Origin of the sequence: Pedobacter cryoconitis (assembly GCF_014200595.1) — a bacterium.
GTDB lineage: Bacteria > Bacteroidota > Bacteroidia > Sphingobacteriales > Sphingobacteriaceae > Pedobacter > Pedobacter cryoconitis_C.
In genome coordinates this window covers 15,016-35,968 of record NZ_JACHCG010000008.1, presented here as the reverse complement: position 1 = coordinate 35,968, position 20,953 = coordinate 15,016, and the positions used below count along the sequence as shown (strand labels likewise).

Genomic DNA, 20,953 nt, shown 5'->3' with positions numbered 1-20,953 from the left:
TACTATGATGATTATAGCTTTCCGGACAATACTTTCGGTGAACCTGGTGATGGCCAGGTTGGCGCATTGCGTACCAAATCGCTGTTGACGGGAACCAGGGTAAATGTCTTGGGGTCTACTAAAATGCTGCTTTCAGTTCATTATTATGATGCTGAAGGACGGGTATTACAGACTAAGAGTCAGAACCATCTGGACGGGAAGGACATCATTGACAATACTTATAATTTTGCAGGAGAGTTGACTGCCAGTACAAGGAGTCATACCGGAAGCAGTACCGGGGTAGCAACCAACATTGCCAACCGTTATTTCTATGACCACATGGGGCGCAGGATTGCCACACTGGAGAATATCAATGGGCAGGGCGAGGTGGTACTGAGCAAACTGGATTATACCGAAACCGGGCAGCTGGTTAACAAACAACTGCACAGTGTAAACAATGGTGGTTCTTATCTGCAACAAACCAGTTATGCTTACAATGAAAGAGGCTGGCTAAGCAAAAGCCTGAGCAATGAGTTCAATTTGCAGTTGAAATATGAGGAGGGGTCGCAGTGGAACGGGAATATTTCGGGTCAGGTTTGGGGAAGAGGAGCTGGTAAATTGGACCATACTTTTACCTATAATTATGATAAACTGAACAGGTTAACCGATGCGGTATCACCGGGATTGGGAGAAAGTATCAGTTATGATGTGGTGGGTAATATCAAGACCCTGACCAGGGATGGAAAAGTGAATACCTATAGTGGTGGGTATACAGGTAACCAGCTGACTAAAATAACAGGCTTTACCAATAGCAGTTACGCTTATGATGACAATGGTAATCTAAAAAGTGACAGTGAGAAAGATATTAAGTTAACGTATAATTACCTGAACCTGCCGGAGACGGTTACAGGAAGTCAGAACATCAGTTATACTTATGACGCAACAGGAAATAAGCTGAGAAAAAAGGTGGGTAATGTGGTTACTGATTATATTGGTGGTATTCAGCACAAGACTGATGGTACAATTGATATCATTACGACTGAGGAAGGTATGGCCAGGAATAACAACGGGACATACAGTTATGAATATATGCTGACTGATCATCTTGGTAATAACCGGGCAACATTTCACAATCTTCCGGGGGTAGGGATTGAAGTTATGCAAAAAGATGATTATTTTGCATTTGGTTTAAGGAAAGAAGTACTGCGTGGATCGAATGATAACAAGTATCTTTACAATAAGAAGGAATTACAGGAAGAGTTAGGGGAGTATGATTACGGCGCGAGGTTCTATGACCCGGTGATAGCAAGGTGGGCAAGCCTTGATCCTAAAGCCGAAATAGATAGAAGGTGGAGTCCATATAATTACGGTGGTGACAATCCAATCAGTAATATTGACCCTGATGGGATGTGGCCGTTTCCGGTACGGATTCGATCTTTTGCACCGTTTAAAACATTTGGTGGGGGATTTGCAGGTGATAATAGAGGATACAGTACTTCGTTAACTGCCACATCTCGTGTAGCTCAATCGTTTACGGTTGATCCTGCCAAGGGATCATATACAGGATTGAAAACTAATTCCAGCCCCTCTGAACATCCGTGGTTAGGTACAGCAACTGCGAAAAATGATAAGGGTAGTATAACAAATTTTAAGTCTACTGAAAACAAGGACGGAAGTAATACTGTTTCCTTTACATCATCTTTAGCAGGTCATAACCCATTAGTAAAGGGGTCATCTGATATTGATGTGCATACCAACTTCAAATTAACTGAAAATGATAAAGCTGGCACATTACAAGTTAATGCTGTACAAACAGGTGATGCATTTCCTTCTGCTGAAACAATGATAGGGGATACAAAAGGGAATCAATTGTTCATAGGTGTAAGTGCGGCAAATGGAAATCCTTATTCCAGTCTTCCGGGTAACAATGACAGACCTATGATGTCAGCCAATTTTACAATTTCAATGGATAATAAAGGAACTTTTACAGGTGTTCAACAAGGTAATAAGAAATATACAACAGCTGAGTGGAATAAAATGAACCAAAATAAACCAACAGTACAACAATAGTATTATGAAAGTTATAAAGACAAATTGGATTAATCTTTTAGGCGTGTTTTTAGTAGTTCTTTTGTACGCTATTATCTTGAACTTAACAGATACAAGTATATCACACAACTTATTTCAAGCGATATTTGCAGCTTTAATATTAGTTTGCGGATATGGAATGATATTTTGGGGTATATTTGTAATTGCGTTAATAGTATTAGACTTGTTGCTGATTACACGAAATCAAAATAACCTTAAAGTTAAGTTATTAATAGAGTGGCTTATTGTTAGTAGTCCATTTATTTACTGGACAATGAGGTATAAGGAATGGATATTTTTAGTTGCAATTATTGCCTTTCTAATAACACAATTACTAAGGAAAAAACATATAACACGCGCAACTCATTGATCTGATGATTAAAAGAAGAAGCAGGAAGAGTTAGAGGAGTATGATTACGGCGCTCGTTTCTATGACCCGGTGATTGGGAGGTGGAACGTGACAGATCCTTTAGCTGAAATGTATGATCATTTGTCTCCGTATAACTATGGGATGAATAATCCAATACGATTTACTGATCCTGATGGTATGGCTGTAGAGGATCAGCAAGAGGATCCTCCTAAGAAGAAAACAATACAGTTGAAGGAGGTGAATATAACGGCTTCAAGAAGGACAAGTACTGCTAATATTGCACTTCCTTTAACAAGACCAATTTCTCTTCCAGGATCAAGAATAAGTGCTCCCACTTTACCGAATCCATTTTTTATATTTGTTGGTTTGCTATTGTGGCCAACAAATATGAACGACCAATCGAGTGACCACGTTACTCGAAACCCTATTGTTTATTCTGAGAAAACGGTAGAGGACTTGGAAACAGAATCAGAACCGATCAAGATAAAAAATAAGAAAAATAATAAATTTTACAAGAGAAAGGGTGGGATGACTCAAGCTGATAAAGATTATGATGCTTTAGGTTCCAATGTCACAGGTACAATTCCTGAAAAAAATGGTAGAATGGGGACATTGCCAGATGGTAGAAAAATTAATGTTAGAAATGGAAGCAGTACTCCTGGAGATGACCCAACATTACATGTAACGAATCCAGATGGTAGTACAATAAAATGGAGATATGAAAAGTGAAAATTTTAAAAAATGGGAACCAATAAATAATATACCTTCAGAACTATTTCTAGATAGTATAATAGATGATTATGGCGGTTTAACTATTGTTTTAAGAGGTGAAGATAGTGACGATACGATTTCTATACAGTTTGGCTTGTTTGTTTTATCTTACCAAAGTACTACCGAGACTTGTATACTTAAAAACTTAGATGACCATTTGGTGCTGAAATCAGCATGGCCATTGTTTATTTGTGAGGATTCAAATTATATTGATTTGTTAGTATTACAGAGTTATAAGATAATTGAGAACGAACCAACGCTTCATTATATTATTAAGCATGCAGATGGCATTATTGACATTGTTAGTACAAAAGTCCCAGATGTAAAATGGCAATAATCCGTTCATAGTTTCGCACCTTGAAAGTAAAATCTTCAATAAAAACTCCAACCAGTAAACTCAAATAAAGCGCCAACTTTACGGGAAAGGAAAGTTCTTTATAGCACTGAAAATTGCGGCCAGCAAATCCGGCAAACCTAAAAAAAGTTGCATAAAGGAGTACGATTACGGCGCTAGGTTCTATGACCCGGTGATTGGAAGGTGGAGCACGCTTGATCCGCTCTCTGAGAAGATGAGACGGCATTCTCCTTATAATTATGCTTTTAATAATCCGATTAGGTTTATCGATCCTGATGGTATGGCTCCCGAAGGACCTGGTCCTAAATGGTGGAGAACAACTCTGTTTGCGTTAAGACATCCTGTAGCAGCTATATCTATTGGCTCAGTTGGCAAAGGAGCAAGAAATATTTCTACTAATGCAGCACGTTTTTCAACAAGAGGAAGCTCATCTACAGCTAATAGTTCTGTTTTAAATGAACCAGCTGGAATGGGAAATCAAGGGAGTCAGGTTAATGCGTTTAGACATACCTTATGGCAAGCTACTATTACAAGCAGATTTGGAAGGGATGTAGCAAGTCAGGTTGGATTTGCTCATGAAGATAATCCTAATAGTAACTGGAGTGTAGATTATTCTAATAAATCTTTCAGTACCCTTGAGGGAGTAGATGAAAGAATTGATTTAACGAATAATGAAATTGGTAGATCAATCGGTGATGAAAATGAGGGAATGGATATGAAAGATCTTGCTTTAAAGGTTTTGGATACTTTTAAAACAGATGGATTATGGACGGCTAGTGAACAAGATGACGGTTCATTTAAAATGACTCGCACTAAAATAAGTAATCAGCAGTACAAATCTTTAAGTAAAGTTTTTAGAAAGTTAAATAATGATGGCTATTCTTTTACTGAGGAATTGAAACGTACAGCGGATGCCAAGAAAGAAACTGGATCTGCTATTAAATAATGAAAATATGTTAAGACACTATAGGATTTTGCTTTTAGTATTACAATTTGTAATTGTGTTAATTTCTGTATCATCATGTAATCAGGAAATTAATTTTGAACAGAATAAATGGAAGGAAAAAATCGATAATGTTTTTCCTTCTATATACCGGCCACAGATGCTTAATGATTTAACTACTAATCATAAACTGGTTGGATTAAGTTATAATGATTTAATCAAACTTTTAGGTAGCCCTGATAATACAAAGGATAATTTAATAACATATAGTATTATTGTTGACTATGGTAGTGATATCGATCCTATTTATTCGAAAGATTTGGAGTTTACTTATTCAAAGGATTCGATAATAACCTCTTTCAGAATAAAGGAATGGAAAAAATAGATATTGATTACCGAAACGTGTAAGGGAGTACGATTACGGCGCTAGGTTCTATGACCCGGTTATTGGAAGGTGGAACGTGGTTGATAAGCTGGCTGATCATCCACAACAGATTAATGTTTCACCTTTTGCCTATGCTGGAAATAATCCAATAAGTCGAATTGATCCGGATGGTAATTGTTGGCCTTGTCTGATTGAATTGGGTGTAGCGGCATATGAGGCTATTACTGTAACGCATGTTGTGGTTACAGGGGCTGCATTAACGGCAACGGCAATTACGATGAATGGCATTAATAGTTATTCAAGAAATAGGGATTACTCTGTTCAGGATAATACTAGTGTTTCTCGGCCTAAACTTCAGGCTATATTAAAAACGGAAGATACATCTAAGGCTAAAGATGACAAGGGTACTAAAAAAGAGAATAAGGTTAAACCTGATTCAGAAGCCGATGGTGATCACTCTACATTAAAGCGTTCTGAGGACGGTGAAATTACAAATACTGCTACTTATAAGAAAAACCCTCAAAATCCAAGTGGTTTTGATGAAGTCAAGAGAGTAGATGTTAAAGGTAAGCCCCATTTTGATAAAAAACAGGTACAGAAACACCTACGCCGCATGTGCATGAAAAAGATAAAGTGAGGCCGGCAAAACCAGAGGAATTACCAAAAAAGAATAATTAATATGGAACTAATAGATTGGATATCGAAATGGTATATTGATAATTGCGATGGAGATTGGGAGCATACATCTGGTGTTTTAATAGAAACATTGGATAATCCCGGTTGGTCTATCAAAATTGATTTGATTAATACTCCATTGGAAGGCAAACAGCTTGCCGAAGTATTTGTTGATAAGTCGGAAGATGACTGGCTAAAGATTTGTTCGGACGGGAAGCGTTTTATAGGCTATGGAGATGCTAATAAGCTCAAGCATCTCATAGAAAGTTTTAAGTCTTTCAGCCAATTATAGAAATGTTATGCAAAGTCCATCAGAAATGTTGGGCTTTGTTGTCTATATTGTTGTTTTTGTACCTGCAAGTTGTGTTTTTGGGTACCCAAAAACTACTTGCCTTCGCTTATGAGCGAAGGAGAAATGAAACCGTCGCAACTAGGTTTCTGCCCCATAGTGCTACTTACTGCCTTTTAAGAGTTCGTTCTTTTCCCGTTCAGCTTGCAGCAGGCGTTCATAAAGTTCCATTACTTTGTCCAGCGGGTTAAAGATACACTGGAAGTTAAAAGAACTCTGATCGTGAAAGTAGTTGATGATGGCATCTTCACTAAAGTTCTTGATGGCCTGAGGTGTAACCCCTAAAACCTTTGCGATCTTGCCAAGTGTTTCTTCTTCTACTGTTTCGCTTTGCTCGATCTTGGATATCGTCTGCTGGCTAATGCCTAGCTCAATAGCTAGGTGATCTTGTTTAATGCCCCTGATCTCACGTCTACGGCTGATCTTTCTGCCGATATGAATTGTTTCTGCCATAATGTTTATGTAAAAGGCTGCTATAAAGCAGCAATGTTGTTGTTGAAAAAATCCTTGAACTTCTTTTTGGTGAGCATGGTGTCAATGATCTTAAACACCACATTGCGGTCTTCCTCATCCAGCTGGTTGATCAGGTTGACCTGTTCAAAATTAGGCTTGTCCTGAATTGTAACCTCTACAGGCTGATTGTCAAAATGCACCACCTGGTCCATGGTCATGCCGAAGTATAATCCTGCTGCCGGTATCAGTCTTAAAGGAAGTATCCGGACTGTTCCCCATGACCTGTTGGAAAAACAAGAACTGGAAGTTTTGTATGAAAGTTATGCGGTCAAAGATGACCGGAGCCAGCGCAATAAAGTCATCTTGTCTTTACTGGTCTATCAGGGTTTGACTAGTCAGGAATTGCATCAGCTGAAGGCAGAACATGTTAGGTTAAAAGAAGGAAAGGTCTATGTCCCGGCAACAGGAAATAGTAACAGCAGGATGCTCAAACTGGAAGCTTTACAGATCATGGAACTGTATGAATATATCCATATAACCCGTTCTAAAATCTTTGCTAACAGAATAGCAGAACGTTCCGGGAGAAAACCTAAAACAATGAAACCAGCTGAACAAACCAGTCAGTTGTTCATCAGTATGAATGGTTGTGAAAATATCAAAAACAGCTTATATCACCTGAACCAGGCTTTACGCAGGCTGAACCCTAAATATAAAAATGCAGTACAATTTCGTCAAAGCGTGATTACCGAATGGTTGAAAGAAAAAGACTTACGGACAGTTCAATATATGGCATGGCATAAATATGTGAGCAGTACCGAATGCTATCAAACCAGTAACCTGAAAGAGGCTTTAAATAAACATCATCCACTAAAATAAATAACCAGGTTGAATACATACCTGAATACCTTTGTAATATGAGTGAGTATAAACCCATAACCATATCTGATGAGCTAATCATCAATAAAATCTATCTAGTCAGAGGTCAGAAAATAATGAGGATCGTGATCTTGCTGAAATGTACGGGGTAGAAACCCGTGTATTGAATCAAGCTATCAAGCGGAATGAAAAGCGCTTTCCCGCTGACTTCATGTTTCAGCTGAGCGCAGTAGAGTTGTCAGATTGGAAATCACAAAATGTGATATCCAATAAAGAGAAAGTGGGCTTACGGAAGCTTCCTTATGCTTTCACTGAACAGGGGGTGGCGATGTTATCGAGTGTGCTTAACAGTTAAACGGCTATAGAGGTAAATATACAGATCATCAGGATATTCACCCGGGTCAGGCAATTGTTAACTGATCATACAGAACTACGCCTGGAGGTAGAAAAGATCAAGAAAAAGTTAGACAATCAGGACAAGAATATGGAAGTTGTATTCCAGTATCTGGATGAATTACTGGAAAAGAAAGATGATCCCAATACTGGTAGAATCAAAATCCAGCCAGCTCGCAAGAGCTCGCTTTTCTCTGTCTTTTGCTGTCCTTCCGTTCACTCTGCTGCCGGAGAAACCGGCCCGAAGCTAAATAAGGTAATACACATTATAAACGCAGCAAAGTAATAAATGACTTTGGTTAAATCCCAGTGCTGGTATTATAATGGGTATTATATTAAATAGCCGCTCGTCCCACCCACGGCCACCGCTCTCGTTCCAGCTCATAGCCAAAGTGCTTTCTGAAAAAGAAGTTGTAAGCCAGGCTATCGGCTTTCACTGCCAAACAGTGCAATAAACAAGTCTCCGGCTGTCGACAAGACATCGCCGACGTTAAGATATTACAAAAGTTAATAAAATATAAAAAAGGCGATTTTCTTGACACTACCGATGAATATTAAAGAGATGTAAATAATTGAACAAATAAGCCCAGCTATCCGCCGGGCTTATTTGTATTACTCAATAAATAATTGATTCACCACATATAGGGTCTTGGTTCCATTGTCATAACGGATCACCGCACTTGCCTTACCATCAGGATAAATCTTTCCTGTAATAGACGTTACGTTTAGCCAGGTACCACTGATTGTGTCATATACCTCTGCACTAGTGAAATTCTGGGCGCTATCTCCATATAAAGAGACAATATATCTGCCTTGCTTTACCTTGCCATAGTTGATACTGGTACCTTTGGTTTTTACAATTGCATCTGTTGCGGCCATTACTGGTTGTAGAGTAAGTGATCCCAGCATACAGCCAGCAATCATCGCATTGATCATTAATTTTTTCATAAGGGTAGGATTAGTTAGATTAATTCTAAATATATTGAAAATTATTTCATGATTTTCTATTAAAGAGATGTTATTTTTGTGAAAAGTACAAGGATAGTCAGAGTGACTGATAAAGATCATATATTTAGAAAATAACAAAAGTCAAATTTGCTGATCAGGCTATTGTTATTTGATGACATTTTTATTCATCCCTGCCTTCACTTCTTTAATTTCTATTTGCTGTTCCTTTACTTGCCTCATTAAGTCGTCAATTTTTTTACTTTGCTCTATTAAATGCAGAATCAATTCTTCCTGCTGTTTAACTAACATTTTGTTCAATTTCCCTAGTTCAATCCCATCTATCTCTATTTCTTTTGCGGTTGGAACACCGGGTAAATGTTTGTTCTTAAATACGTATGATTCTAACTCTGATAATGGCATGGGTGTGTATGAAGGCTCAAATACGTAATCTGGCCAGTTTTCAGCTTCTACTTTAATCTCCTTTGCTCTGATATTTCCATTCACCGAGAGTTTCTCTTTTGGGGTTGTGGTATCAATCCCAACGTTACCACTATTAGTAATAATCGATATGGGGCCTCCTGCAATTTCATTGGTGAGTTGTAGGTTATTTGTTCCTCTAGCCCCATAGCCGAACCAGGCACTTCTTACATCTGGCGTACTTGTTCTTGCGTAAAACTCCATATAGGTATGATCTTGCTGGGCGGGCTTTAATATAATTGCTGATTGTCCGGCGTTAACGACTATTCTGTTAGATGGTTCTGATAGTACAATTTTACTCCATGCAGACCACCCACTACCATTTAATCCATTGCGATAGAAAAGCCCATCGTTATTGAAATTCAGCTGATGGTTAAGGTCGCCTGTAGCATCAACCCAGGGAGCGACCGTAAGCATGGTTGTATATGTCCCGTTAACAGCAGGTAAACCTATAATTTCCTTTTGTTTAAAATCAAATCTGGCTACATTTCTAAAGTAATTGGGTAATTCGCTGATATTTCGCGTATCCGATACAAATAACTGAGCGGCTGTTTGTGCGTGAATAATATGAGTGATGAAAAGTAGGCTTAGAGTAATGATGGGATTCTTCATGTCTAGAGGTTGATTTATGATTTTTTTTATTGTAATAATTAAATATAATTTATTTTAGAATATTTATTGTGTTTAATATGTTTATTTTTGATTAGCTTTAGTTGTTTAATTTATCTCTAAAGATGAAAAAAGTTTTAATGATTTTAACAGCTATGGTGCTGTTTCTTTCTGCCAAATCTCAATCAAATACTGATCAAAACGGTATCAAAACAACAGTAACTAATGTTTTGTCTGCACAGAATGCGCAAGCTAAAAGATTTGAGATTATAACTTTAGGGTATAATTCTCACCACTGGCAAAAAGGCGGGGCTATTATTATTGAATTATTTGATGCCTATTATGCAACGGGATATGAAAAATATATAGTAGAAGCGGGGTATTTACAAGGTACGCCAGGTACTTCTCCAAAACTCCGCTTTGTAAACAGATACGGTTATTCCCATAATGGGAGAATAGTTTTGGGTACACCAACCGATATGGGTATTTCTTATGGTGGCTATCCCAATATGACCATGGCTATATATTTGGATATCAAGGAATATTCACAGTACCGTGTCCGCATTACCTATATGCAAGACAGAATCAACACTTTTACAGATCATAATCAGGTTCGTGTACAGGAAGACCCTGCCGGGGTAAATATTGAGGATTTCATGGCTCCTGATATGCCAGATGAAAATTTAATAACAGCGGGTCAGCTCACCGTTAGCGGAAGTGGGAATCATTATTTTCAAAATGGTAATGTAGGTATTGGAACCACTCAGCCTGATGCAAAATTAAGTGTAAAAGGAAAAATTCATGCCGAAGAAATTAAAGTTGATTTGAATATACCTGGCCCTGATTATGTTTTTGACAAGGACTATAGCTTATTGTCTTTACAAGAGACAGCTGATTTTATAAAAGCTAACAGACATTTGCCTGATGTCCCTTCTGCAAAACAAATGGAAAAAGAAGGGATTAATGTCAGTGAAATGCAAATGAAGTTGTTGCAAAAAATAGAAGAACTCACTTTATATGTTATCAGACAGCAAAAGATGATCGATAAACAGGCTGTGGATTTAAAGAAGATGCAGGAGCAGATTAATTCAGGGAAATCGAATAATTAAGATCAATAATTGTCAGTTCTTTGTTTTTTTAACGGCTAATTAAAAATATGACTATCTGTTTTCTATTTCAGAAAGCTTTTGGTAATTTGCGTCAATAATAGGACTCTCATGAAACTGCATATAAATAGTAAAGTAAAAGCTTATACCTTAACTGAGATCCTTGTGGTGCTGGTTATTATTGGTATCCTTGTTTTATTAGCTCTTCCAAATCTTATGCCTTTGATTACCAAGGCAAAAACTACTGAAGCCAAGCTGCAATTGGAACACCTGACAAAGCTGGAACAGACGTACTTTTATGAACATTCCAAATATACCACAGATCTGAATGAGCTTGGATTTATTCAGGAGAAGTTGTCTTCGGATGGAAAAGACGGAAAAGCTAATTATAAAATAGAGGTGACTGCTGCAACGAATAATACATTTACTGCTAAAGCAACGGCCGTTGCTGACTTTAACGGGAATGGTGTTTTTAATGTCTGGCAGATCGACCAGGATAAGAATTTAAAAGAGGTTACTCCTGACTAATGATGATTTTAACAGGTGCGATATTACTTGTTTTATGCACCATCACTTATCATGATTTTATGTATAGAGCGGTTTATTGGATCTGTTTTCCTTTACTAGCTTTACTATTCAGTGTTTATAAAATAAAGGCGGTTGGTTTTGCGGGTTTATTCATAGATATTATGTTTACCAGTGGATTTGTGCTCGTGCAGCTTTTAGTTTTATGGTTATACTTCTACATCAAATATAGAAAGCCTGTTAATCTGACGGAGGAATATTTGGGTTGGGGAGATATATTATTTCTACTTGCGGTCTGCTTCTATTTATCTCCGGTGAATTATATTATGTTTTATATAGTTAGCCTGATCATTTCTATTGGGTATGCTTTGATTGCAAGGTCTTTGGTGAAAAATGAAGAACTGACGATTCCTTTAGCCGGTATACAGGCCCTGTTATTTGTATTTCTGTTAATTGCAGAGAAGTTAATGCAGTTAAATTTCTATCAGGATACCAATATCACTTATAATTTATTACCTAATTAAATATGAGAAAATTATTAGTATTCGGCTTATTCTTCGCATTTCAATTTACTGTTGTTAATGCTCAGTATACAGGTTCTTTCTCCGTACAAGGAAGTGTCAATAAATTTTATCCTGTAATTTTTACTGATGGAAACTGGGGTAATAATAGAGCCACTGAACTAGAGATCGGAAGGTCAGACATTAATTTAAATGAAGGCTGGAGAGGGTCTCTAATCTCAAAATTCAGGTTTCATGATTTGGTTTGGGGAAACGGATCTGGCTTTGCTGACGTTGAGATGCAGGCTAATAATGGATATGGTGGAAATCTAGTGCCATTCATTGCAGGATGGAAGGATGCTAGTCTCAGCAATTCTACTCAGGACTTTATTATCTGGCTTAAGGGACAGACTTATTATAGCTATACATCTAATGTGCCACAAAAACCTGTTGTTTATGATGATGTGCAAAAGGCTTTGCCTTATCAGGAGGTAAATGGCCCGGCTCATATCTATAAAGAATCAATTGATAATTATGTGAATAGCAGAGGAAAAAGTACTACAGGATCCTTGTTTACACTTGATGGTGGTTTAAACTATATGGGTGGAGATCTTGGACTGGGTACATTCGACACTAAAGGGTATAAATTAGCTGTAAATGGAAAAGTTAGAGCTCAGGAGATATTAGTGGAAACCAACAACTGGCCTGATTATGTATTTCATAATGATTATCGCATGATGAATTTACCTGAGCTGGAGTCTTATATCAAAGAAAATAAACATTTGCCTGATATGCCATCCGCAAAGAAAGCCGAGAAGGAGGGAATAGGTTTAGGGGAAATGAACAGGCTGCTTTTGAAAAAAGTGGAAGAACTAACCCTTCATGTGATAGAGCTGAGTAAAAGATTAGATCAGCAGAACAAAAATAAATAAAATGACGGCTGTAATTAACCCTGTATTTATTCATTCAATTTCTAAAGAGCAAGCATGGAACTACCGTATAGTCCCGTTTCTGGTTGATGGAAATGCTATGTCTTTTTATTGTGATGCTGCTAGTCAGCACGGTGGATTAAAAGATGAACTTGAGATTATTTTGGGTAAGCTTATCTTTTTGGATGGGATTGATGCGGGAGAAGTTGATCGCCTGCTATCTACCTATTATTTTACTGAGGAAACAAGCGTAAATGAACCGGTAAAACAGCAGATTATTTCTACTAATGATGATTTTCTGGCTGCTTTGATTACAGAAGCGCGCAGATTGAAGAGCAGTGATATACATATTGAAACCTACGAGCAGAAATGTCGTGTCAGGGTGCGTATTGATGGAATGATGGTGGAACGTTATCAGATACAGCGGGATGATTATCCAGCTCTGGTCAACAAAATTAAGATTATGGCTAATCTGGATATTGCTGAAAAACGTTTGCCTCAGGATGGTCGAATTCACTATAAATCATCAAAAATGGCGGCTTTTGATATTAGGGTTTCAGTTTTGCCTACACTGCATGGAGAAAAAATTGTACTTCGTTTATTGAACAATAGCAGCGTTGATATTGACCTGAATACTATGGGGCTGTCAGAGATTGATATGCATCATTATATGCAGGGTATACAACGACCAAATGGTATTATTCTGATTAGCGGGCCAACTGGGTCTGGTAAAACAACTACGCTTTATGCTACGCTTAAGTTGTTAAACAAATCTACCCGCAATATTTTAACCATTGAAGATCCGATTGAATATACGCTGGAAGGAATTAACCAGGTACAGTTGAAAGAGAGTATAGGACTGGGCTTTGCTTCAGCCTTAAGGACTTTTCTGCGGCAGGATCCGGATGTGATTATGGTGGGTGAGATCCGTGATCCTGAAACGGCTAATATGGCAATAAGGGCTGCACTTACAGGTCACCTTGTGCTGTCTACTATTCACACAAATTCGGCCTGGGGAACAGTGTCCCGGTTAATGGATATGGGAATACCAGGATTTCTGGTCGCTAATACTTTAAATACGACTGTTGCACAACGGTTAGTACGTTTGTTATGTCCGTATTGTAAGACTGAACAGGATTTTGATCCTTTAGCTTATCCAACACAATTTAAAGCTCCTTATGCGGTTGCGAAACATTTTATAGCCAAAGGGTGTGGTGAATGCTACTATACTGGTTATAAAGGACGTAAGGCTGTTTATGAAGTTATTCCAATAGACACAGAATTAGCTTTTGAAATCAAACAGGGGAATTTGTATATTGACCCGTTATTAAAAACCAGGAAAATTAAAACACTTTCAGAAAATGCTTTTGCTTTGTTTGTAACGGGTGAAACTTCTTTAGAAGAAATATTTCCTTTATTGTTATCTATCTAAATGAAGAATAAAATTTCTGAACATCGCCTCATTTCTGTTTTCTTATTTTGCCTTTTTTTTGCCTTCTGTAGCCTTGCTAATGCGCAGGATAAAAATACTGAAAGGTTGAAGCAAATTGATGAACGATTACGTACCGTATCAGTAACTGTCCCAGGACTGAACCAAAAGGTACAGCTTTCGATGTCCGGAGCTTCTGCACAGGAGTTTCTAAGGGCATTAGCTCAGGTAAATAATTTAAATATCAATGTAGACCCACAACTTAATTTTAAGGTATATAATAACTTTAGAAACGAAACTGCAATCAATATATTGCTATTTCTTGCAAAAGAATATGACCTGGATATTAATATCATTGGTTCAATTATGTCGGTTACCAAAGTAGCGTCACCTCGTGTCGTTGTACGGCCTAAAGAGATCCGGGTAACCTATAGTGCTGAAAATAATAATCTTGGGTTTGAATTGAATGATGATAGTTTAAGTCTGGTTGCAAAGAAAATTAGTCAGCTCTCTCAAAAAAATGTAGTAGTACCTGTTAATCTGCTGGGCAAGAAAGTAACAGCCTTTATAGCGGCAGCACCATTCGAAACTGCATTGGAGAAAATGGCCTTTGCAAATGAACTCAAATTAAATAAAACTAATGATAACGTATTTATCTTTCAGTCACTGGGGGAAGGTGAAGAGTTATATATCAGTGGTGATAATGCCACGGCCGTTAAGAGAAATAACAGGCCTTCTGCGGGAGGAAATAATGGAGGAACTCCACAGGGTAACTTTAATGTTTCGGGGCGTAAGGATGCTGGTGGCCAAAGGTTGATTAGTGTAGATGCGCTGAATACACCAATCCTTGATCTGATTAAATCAACATCCATAGAAGCCGGGGTAAACTATTTTATCTATTCAGATATTAAAGGAAATGTAACTACTCATTTAAGTAATATTAGTTATGACAATTTTCTAACAGCACTATTGCAGGGTACTGAATACACTTTTAAAAAGGATGGGGGCATTTATTTACTTGGAGAGCGCAAACTTGAAGGGCTTAGAACTACACGTATTGTACAATTGCAGCACCGTTCGATTGATACTGTTCAGGTGATGATCCCAACAGAATGGAAACGTGGCGTGGAAATAAAAGAGTTCAAGGAGCAGAATACTTTACTTTTATCCGGGTCGGCACCTCAAATTAATGAGATTGAAAATTATATTAAGCAGATTGACAGAGTAGTTCCAATGATCCTTATTGAGGTAACTCTGGTAGATATACGCAAAGGTAAAGCGGTGAAAACGGGTATTTCGGCTGGTATCGATCCTACCAAAAAACCAGGGGGAAGTGTATTACCTGGGCTGGATTATACTTTTGGCAGCAGATCAATTAATGATTTTCTTTCCCGGCTGGGAAGTAATAGTTCTATAAATCTGGGAAGGGTAGCTCCTAATTTTTACTTGACGTTAAGTGCCTTGGAAACCAGCAATAATGTGGAAATCCGCTCTGTGCCGAAATTGTCAACTTTAAATGGACATAAGGCAAATTTAAGTATTGGAAGCTCACGCTATTATAGTCAGAGTACACAAAATGTAATCCCTTCTTTAAATGCACAAACAGTCGTAACACAGCAATTTACTGAGGTTAATGCAAACCTGGAGATTGATATCAGGCCAATTGTTTCTGGTGATGATCAGGTAACCTTGAATATTAGTGTAAATATCTCTGACTTTATAGGGAATCCGCCTGAAAATGCACCTCCTCCTAAGTCGACTAGTAAATTCACCTCAATTATACGTGCTAAAAATGAGGATATGATCGTGCTTGGTGGGTTGGAACGTACTGAAAATAGTGAAATTAGTTCTGGTATTCCTCTGTTATCAAGAATACCTGTGTTGAAGTGGCTTTTTAGCCGGCGTGAAAAATCAAATAGTAAGGTAGTTACGCTAGTTTTTATCAAACCTACAATCATGTACTAAGATGCTGTCTTCTGAATTAACAACTTCCTTAGGTATAGAATTAAAATGGCTGACTGATACCACATTCAGTTGCCGTTATTGTGTGTTGACGAAAAATAAAAACAGTTTAACGATCAATACTAAGAAAGTAATTGAAGGTTCTTTATCGACAATCATTGAATCGCTGCCCAGAAATTATCCGGTAGCATTAGCATTGTCAGGAAAGGGCACATTGCATAAAATTATCAATACTGAAGAGGGGGCTGGTGATGGGCAAATGCTCAAACATGCTTTTCCAGGAGTAGAAGCTGATGATTTTTATAGTCAGGTATTTGCTGATGAGACTATTGCTCTGGTGAGTATTGTGCGTAAGAGTGTGGCTGATCCACTATTAGAAAAATTGGAGCGTGCAGGGGTAAAAATATATAATCTAACGATAGGCGCTGTAGTAACAACGCAGATCTGGCCTCAGTTAGCTATAGTAAACAAAGAAATCCGTTTTGACGGGCATTCATTTACTTTGTCGGAAAATAAAACACTGTTGGACTACAACACGAATCCTGACTTTAAAAATGAACTTCTGCTTAAAATCGGAGATGAAAATATACCTGAAAACATTATCGTTGCCTATGCGGCTGCACTTCAGTTAATATTGCACGAGCGGTTATCACTGGTGAGCACAAATTCAGCTACTGTACAAATAGCCTTTATAAAATTTCTGGAACAGGCAAAGCTTAAAAAGCAATTGATGGTTTTAACTTTTGGTATGTTTTTTCTACTGTTGATAAGCTTTTTAATGTTCTCTTATTATAATTCGGAAAATTCAAGGCTTGTGCGTGAGGTTGGTAATCAAACAGCTTCTGCTGACCATTCGGAACTTTTACAACGTCACATTGCTGAAAATGAATATCTCATGAAACGTCTGGGGTGGAATGGAGGATATAATTATGGTTATCTGGTCAATGAACTTGGTTCAAGTGCACCTAACAGGCTTGTCTTAAAAAGTATCCTGATGAATGATTATAAGACTGATGAGGAAAAACGTAATATGGAACCCAATATCAGGATAACAGGAACTACCGATAATCTTGCAGCGGTAAATAACTGGATTTTTATTCTAAAGGAGAAGCCGTGGGTGAAAACTGTCAAACTGGTACAATATCAGCAAGAAGCTGAGAGTGATCTTTATCAGTACAATTTATTATTAACGTATTAAGTAATGTTTGCTCAATTAGATTTTAAGAAAAAACAGTTTTTGGTGATTGCATTCGCGGTATTCTTATTTTATATCGCCTATCAGTTCTCTTTCAAAAATGCTTTTGAGGCTATGCGTTTGAATAGCCAGCTTCAGAAAGATCATCGTGCTGAATCCGGGCAGAATATCTCTTATCCTCAGGTTGAGAGAAAAGATCAGTTTTGTGCGGCTATTATAAAGCGTTACAAGGTAAAGAAGGAGGATAGGGAAAACTATTTATGGCAAAGTTTGTCGGGAATGGCGATGGCAAATCATGTTGAAATAAGTTTTGCGCAGGGAAATCCAGCTTTGGCTGATACTTCAGCTTTATCCAAAGGATCAGTAACGGACCAGTTTAGCTTTAAAGGTAAATATGTGGATATCGTTCGTCTTTTAGATACAGTTAGTAAAAGTTCCGGGATTGGTAAAATTCATATGCTTAAACTGGAAAGTCCTAAGAGGGAAGATAAGAAGGAGATCGTCAATAAGTTAACGTTGGTTTTGGGTTTGAAGGGTTTAGAGGGGTGATGAGATTTAACTTTTACAATTAATAGTATGAAAATACATTATTCACTTATTGCAGCTCTTTTATTAAGCAGCACTTTTTATGCTGCGGGGCAAACCAATAAATTATTACCAGATGGTAATGTTGGTATAGGTACTACAAGTCCGGAGGGAAAATTACAGATTATAGGAAATGAGGAAGATCCGAATGGAAAAACTTTGATCATAGGGAATTATAGTTCAACTAATTTAAGATTAGGTTATAATGCTGATTATTCGTGGTTACAAGGACATGGCGGCAGACCTTTGTATATTAATTATTTAGGTAATAATGTTGTTTTTAATTTAAGAGGTGGAAATGTTGGGATAGGTACCGCAGCCCCGGAAGGAAAATTGCATATTGTAAATGGGGATGGGACTGGTGTAAGTTCTCTGGTTATAGGGCCTTATGATTCTTCAAACCTAAGGTTTGGATATAATCCTGGTTATACGTGGTTACAAGCGAACGGTGGCAGGCCTTTATATATAAATGAGTTAGGGAACGATGTGATTTTTAACCTAAATGGAGGAAACGTTGGAATTGGTATCGTATCCCCTAAAAACAAACTTTCAGTAAATGGGACAGTAAGAGCAAATGAAATTAAGGTGTCAACTGAGGATTGGCCGGATTATGTGTTTGAAAAGCAATACGAACACAAATCATTGACAGAACTTGCTGCTTATATAAAATTAAATAAACGTCTCCCGGAAATGCCTTCTGCTAAGGAAGCAGAGACAAATGGTATTGAGTTAGGCAAAATGAATAAACTATTGCTGAAGAAAGTTGAAGAATTAACCTTGCACTTGATTGCTCAAAATGAAAAGATTAGCAGGCAAGAGTCAGCCCAGGCAGAACTCAGAAAATTGTTTTTTAAAATGTCTAAAGAAATCAAAAGAAGCAGGAAGCCTTTATAGCTTATTTAATTTTAAGTTGGTTATTTTTTATTCTGTAGTTACAAAAAGTGTTTTTTAATAATATTATATTTAAACCATGAATAAGTGTTTGCTCGTATTGGTAGTTTTATTGTTTTTGCTAACTGGTTGCAAAGATTTTATTGAGCCTTCTTTAGGTGGCAAAACGGTTACACTATTAGCACCAGGCGATAAAGTGGAAAGTAATAATTACGACCAGACTTTTTGGTGGGATACCCATGATGATGCATTGAAGTATCGTTTGCAAGTTGTAAGCCCAAAGTTTGATAGTGTCACCAAGTTTATAGTGGATACGCTGACAGTTGGTAATAAATTTCTTTCCTCGCTTGAACCAGGGAGGTATGAATGGCGGGTAAGACCGGAAAATGGTAGTAGTAAGGGTGAATACACGACCAGAAGTTTTACCATTTATGCTTCTTCAATTAAAGAACAGTCTGTACAGCTTTCTCTTCCTTTAACGGGTTTACTGACCAATAAAGGTAGCCAGCGGTTTGAATGGCTGAAGTTATTTGGGGCTGAAAACTATCGTTTGCAGATAGATAATAATAATTTCGCGGATGAAACCAAGCTTACTTTAAATACGGTAACGACTAACGTAAGTTACATTCAGCAGATCCCGGCTGATGGAACTTATCAGTGGAGAGTGCGTGCAGAAGCTGGTGCCGAAAATTCAAAATGGTCGGCTGTACGATCGTTTATTTATAGCACTAAAATTCCTGATAAAGTAGTACTGTCTGCTCCTGGAAATAACCTGAGTGTTCCAAAGCCGGTGACCCTGGTATGGAATGCGGTAACTGATGCTGATAAATATGAATTGAGAGTATGTAGAGGTGATACTTCAACTTTGTTCAACAATACCTTCCCAATGACGTTAAGTGCTACTTCGTATGCTTTTACTGAGGGTGAAAGTAATGTTAAAGTTTTCTGGAAAGTGCGTGCAATAGACAAAGCGGGTAACAAAGGTCCATATAGCGAGTTTTTTAATTTTACAATTCAATAAAATAATATGAAAGGGAAAAAGTTCACCTACCTCCTGATTGTCTGTGTTGCGGGGGTATGGGGTATCATTTTTTACCGGATTTATGCGGGTCTTGGTCAGGAAGATGAGCTGCCTGTTAGTTCAATAAGCAGGGGAAAACCTGAGTATTTTAAATTGATTAATCATGAGACGGACAGAGAGGTCTTGAACTTAAATTATCGTGATCCTTTTGCTGCGATGACATCCGCTGAGGTAAAAAATAGTACAGATCCACTGGAAGCTTCACATCAGGTTAAGGTTTTGTCTATGCCAGCAACACCAAAACCTATGGTAAACTGGTCGGCTATTCAATACACGGGATATATTAATAATCCGAGTACCAAGAGCCGCATTGCTATAATTATGGTGAATGGTAAGGAAGGGATGCTGACTGAAGGACAAAGCCTGGGTGGGCTTAAGTTGATCAAGCATGCCGGAGATTCGGTTAAAGTCCAATATCAAAATAGTACAAAATATATTAGCTTAAAATAATATGCGCATTTATCTGCTTGCCTTATTTCTGATCACTGCGCTCGTATTTCCTGCGAAGGCACAGAAGAAATTCTCCTCTTATATAGAAAATTATCAGCATACAATTAATTATGCAGATCATAAAGTCACTTTACATGTGCTGCCAGCTGATCGTACACTCAAGTATACAGATTTAACTAAATCATACTATTGGTATAGTAGTAATCAGATTAAGATTACACAGGGTGGCTTTAGCGGGAAATTATTACATGGGCTTTATAGTAATTACTATGAGAATAAGAATTTACAGGAGCAGGGTAATTTTAATATGGGACTGAAGTCTGGCGAATGGAAAAACTGGACGGAAGATGGGAAATTGATTAGTGATGTGAATTTTATAAATGGAGTACCTGAGGGTGATTTTTACAAGTATGATAACCAGGGGAAATTAGTAGAGAGAGGAAGGAATGTTAATGGTAAAGTGGATGGGGATTTCGTGAAATATCAGGGGGATAGCACGCTTTCTGTTCGGTATAAAAATGGAATTGTAGTCCCGGCAAAAGTGAGGTCAGCGAAGAAACCTGGCTGGATTAAGCGATTCTTTAAAAAGAAAATGAAGTCTGAAGATATTATAAAACCTGTTTAGAAAT

The 20,953-nt window shown here is 37.6% G+C and carries 25 protein-coding genes and 2 pseudogenes; 23 read left to right on the top strand and 4 right to left on the bottom strand.

From position 1 onward, the window contains the following. From HDE70_RS26915 to HDE70_RS26880, 8 genes and pseudogenes are all read left to right on the top strand, one after another. Positions 1-2,049: RHS repeat domain-containing protein (locus HDE70_RS26915; protein ID WP_260162112.1), on the top strand; the 2,049-nt coding region annotated here is incomplete at its 5' end. 4 nt (positions 2,050-2,053) lie between these two features. After that, positions 2,054-2,437 (top strand): hypothetical protein, encoded by a 384-nt coding sequence (locus HDE70_RS26910; protein WP_183892382.1) that lies wholly within the window; start codon positions 2,054-2,056, stop codon positions 2,435-2,437. Positions 2,438-2,467: 30 nt separating this feature from the next. After that, positions 2,468-3,166 (top strand): annotated as a pseudogene (locus HDE70_RS26905) (RHS repeat-associated core domain-containing protein); the annotation flags it as partial. Then, entirely contained in the window at positions 3,156-3,545 is a 390-nt protein-coding gene (locus HDE70_RS26900) for a hypothetical protein (RefSeq protein WP_183892381.1), read from the top strand. The pseudogene HDE70_RS26905 and the gene HDE70_RS26900, both read left to right, overlap by 11 nt. Before the next feature lie 64 nt (positions 3,546-3,609). Further along, a complete protein-coding gene (locus tag HDE70_RS27400) occupies positions 3,610-4,509 on the top strand; it encodes an RHS repeat-associated core domain-containing protein (RefSeq protein ID WP_317617441.1) in 900 nt (299 codons plus the stop codon). Continuing rightward, positions 4,475-4,891, top strand: a complete 417-nt coding sequence (locus HDE70_RS26890) for a hypothetical protein (RefSeq protein WP_183892380.1) — start codon at positions 4,475-4,477, stop codon at positions 4,889-4,891. The genes HDE70_RS27400 and HDE70_RS26890 overlap by 35 nt, the downstream gene beginning before the upstream one ends. A 40-nt stretch (positions 4,892-4,931) precedes the next feature. Then, positions 4,932-5,528, top strand: a pseudogene (locus HDE70_RS27180) (RHS repeat domain-containing protein); the annotation flags it as partial. A gap of 42 nt (positions 5,529-5,570) precedes the next feature. Beyond that, positions 5,571-5,858 (top strand): immunity 53 family protein, encoded by a 288-nt coding sequence (locus HDE70_RS26880; protein WP_183866171.1) that lies wholly within the window; start codon positions 5,571-5,573, stop codon positions 5,856-5,858. Between the two features lie 159 nt (positions 5,859-6,017). Here HDE70_RS26880 and HDE70_RS26875 read toward each other — a convergent pair whose 3' ends face one another. After that, positions 6,018-6,368, bottom strand: a complete 351-nt coding sequence (locus tag HDE70_RS26875) for a helix-turn-helix domain-containing protein (protein WP_183892379.1) — start codon at positions 6,366-6,368, stop codon at positions 6,018-6,020. A gap of 20 nt (positions 6,369-6,388) precedes the next feature. Then, positions 6,389-6,586 carry a transcriptional regulator gene (locus tag HDE70_RS26870; protein ID WP_183866170.1) on the bottom strand — a complete coding sequence of 66 codons (198 nt, stop codon included), beginning with the start codon at positions 6,584-6,586 and terminating at the stop codon, positions 6,389-6,391. On the opposite strand from HDE70_RS26870, the gene HDE70_RS26865 reads away from it, so the two are divergent. The 3 genes from HDE70_RS26865 (at position 6,579) to HDE70_RS27390 (ending at position 7,923) form a co-directional block, all read left to right on the top strand. After that, positions 6,579-7,244, top strand: coding sequence for a site-specific integrase (locus HDE70_RS26865; RefSeq protein WP_183892378.1), 666 nt, complete (start codon positions 6,579-6,581; stop codon positions 7,242-7,244). The genes HDE70_RS26870 and HDE70_RS26865 overlap by 8 nt on opposite strands. Before the next feature lie 139 nt (positions 7,245-7,383). Beyond that, complete coding sequence (locus tag HDE70_RS27395) at positions 7,384-7,599, top strand: ORF6N domain-containing protein (RefSeq protein WP_260162111.1); 216 nt, start codon at positions 7,384-7,386, stop codon at positions 7,597-7,599. Positions 7,600-7,653: 54 nt separating this feature from the next. Continuing rightward, a complete protein-coding gene (locus HDE70_RS27390) occupies positions 7,654-7,923 on the top strand; it encodes a hypothetical protein (RefSeq protein WP_260162110.1) in 270 nt (89 codons plus the stop codon). A 326-nt stretch (positions 7,924-8,249) separates the two neighbouring features. Here HDE70_RS27390 and HDE70_RS26855 read toward each other — a convergent pair whose 3' ends face one another. Together HDE70_RS26855 and HDE70_RS26850 are read right to left on the bottom strand one after the other, a co-directional pair. After that, the gene (locus HDE70_RS26855) at positions 8,250-8,585 is read right to left on the bottom strand and encodes a hypothetical protein (protein ID WP_183892377.1); all 336 of its coding nucleotides are present in this window, start codon (positions 8,583-8,585) and stop codon (positions 8,250-8,252) included. Between the two features lie 165 nt (positions 8,586-8,750). Continuing rightward, positions 8,751-9,674: a hypothetical protein gene (locus HDE70_RS26850; protein ID WP_183892376.1), complete on the bottom strand. Its 924-nt coding sequence runs from the start codon at positions 9,672-9,674 to the stop codon at positions 8,751-8,753. 122 nt (positions 9,675-9,796) lie between these two features. Here HDE70_RS26850 and HDE70_RS26845 point away from each other — a divergent pair, with 122 nt between their 5' ends. The 12 genes from HDE70_RS26845 (at position 9,797) to HDE70_RS26790 (ending at position 20,949) form a co-directional block, all read left to right on the top strand. After that, entirely contained in the window at positions 9,797-10,780 is a 984-nt protein-coding gene (locus HDE70_RS26845; RefSeq protein ID WP_183892375.1) for a tail fiber protein, read from the top strand. A gap of 108 nt (positions 10,781-10,888) precedes the next feature. Continuing rightward, the gene (locus tag HDE70_RS26840; protein WP_041884252.1) at positions 10,889-11,305 is read left to right on the top strand and encodes a type IV pilin protein; all 417 of its coding nucleotides are present in this window, start codon (positions 10,889-10,891) and stop codon (positions 11,303-11,305) included. Next, positions 11,305-11,826 carry a hypothetical protein gene (locus tag HDE70_RS26835; RefSeq protein WP_183892374.1) on the top strand — a complete coding sequence of 174 codons (522 nt, stop codon included), beginning with the start codon at positions 11,305-11,307 and terminating at the stop codon, positions 11,824-11,826. The genes HDE70_RS26840 and HDE70_RS26835 overlap by 1 nt, the downstream gene beginning before the upstream one ends. Before the next feature lie 2 nt (positions 11,827-11,828). Continuing rightward, on the top strand, positions 11,829-12,734 hold the full coding sequence (locus HDE70_RS26830) for a hypothetical protein (RefSeq protein WP_183892373.1): 906 nt from the start codon (positions 11,829-11,831) through the stop codon (positions 12,732-12,734). 1 nt (position 12,735) lies between these two features. Next, entirely contained in the window at positions 12,736-14,163 is a 1,428-nt protein-coding gene (locus tag HDE70_RS26825) for a GspE/PulE family protein (RefSeq protein WP_183892372.1), read from the top strand. Next, positions 14,164-16,125 (top strand): type II secretion system protein GspD, encoded by a 1,962-nt coding sequence (locus HDE70_RS26820; protein ID WP_183892371.1) that lies wholly within the window; start codon positions 14,164-14,166, stop codon positions 16,123-16,125. Between the two features lies 1 nt (position 16,126). Next, positions 16,127-17,320, top strand: coding sequence for a PilN domain-containing protein (locus HDE70_RS26815; protein WP_183892370.1), 1,194 nt, complete (start codon positions 16,127-16,129; stop codon positions 17,318-17,320). 3 nt (positions 17,321-17,323) lie between these two features. Beyond that, the gene (locus HDE70_RS26810; RefSeq protein ID WP_183892369.1) at positions 17,324-17,866 is read left to right on the top strand and encodes a hypothetical protein; all 543 of its coding nucleotides are present in this window, start codon (positions 17,324-17,326) and stop codon (positions 17,864-17,866) included. 27 nt (positions 17,867-17,893) lie between these two features. Further along, entirely contained in the window at positions 17,894-18,796 is a 903-nt protein-coding gene (locus HDE70_RS26805; protein WP_183892368.1) for a hypothetical protein, read from the top strand. Positions 18,797-18,872: 76 nt separating this feature from the next. Continuing rightward, complete coding sequence (locus tag HDE70_RS26800; protein ID WP_183892367.1) at positions 18,873-19,814, top strand: hypothetical protein; 942 nt, start codon at positions 18,873-18,875, stop codon at positions 19,812-19,814. 6 nt (positions 19,815-19,820) lie between these two features. Further along, the gene (locus HDE70_RS26795) at positions 19,821-20,324 is read left to right on the top strand and encodes a hypothetical protein (protein WP_183866155.1); all 504 of its coding nucleotides are present in this window, start codon (positions 19,821-19,823) and stop codon (positions 20,322-20,324) included. 1 nt (position 20,325) lies between these two features. Then, the gene (locus HDE70_RS26790) at positions 20,326-20,949 is read left to right on the top strand and encodes a toxin-antitoxin system YwqK family antitoxin (protein ID WP_183866154.1); all 624 of its coding nucleotides are present in this window, start codon (positions 20,326-20,328) and stop codon (positions 20,947-20,949) included. The last annotated feature ends 4 nt before the right edge of the window (positions 20,950-20,953 follow it).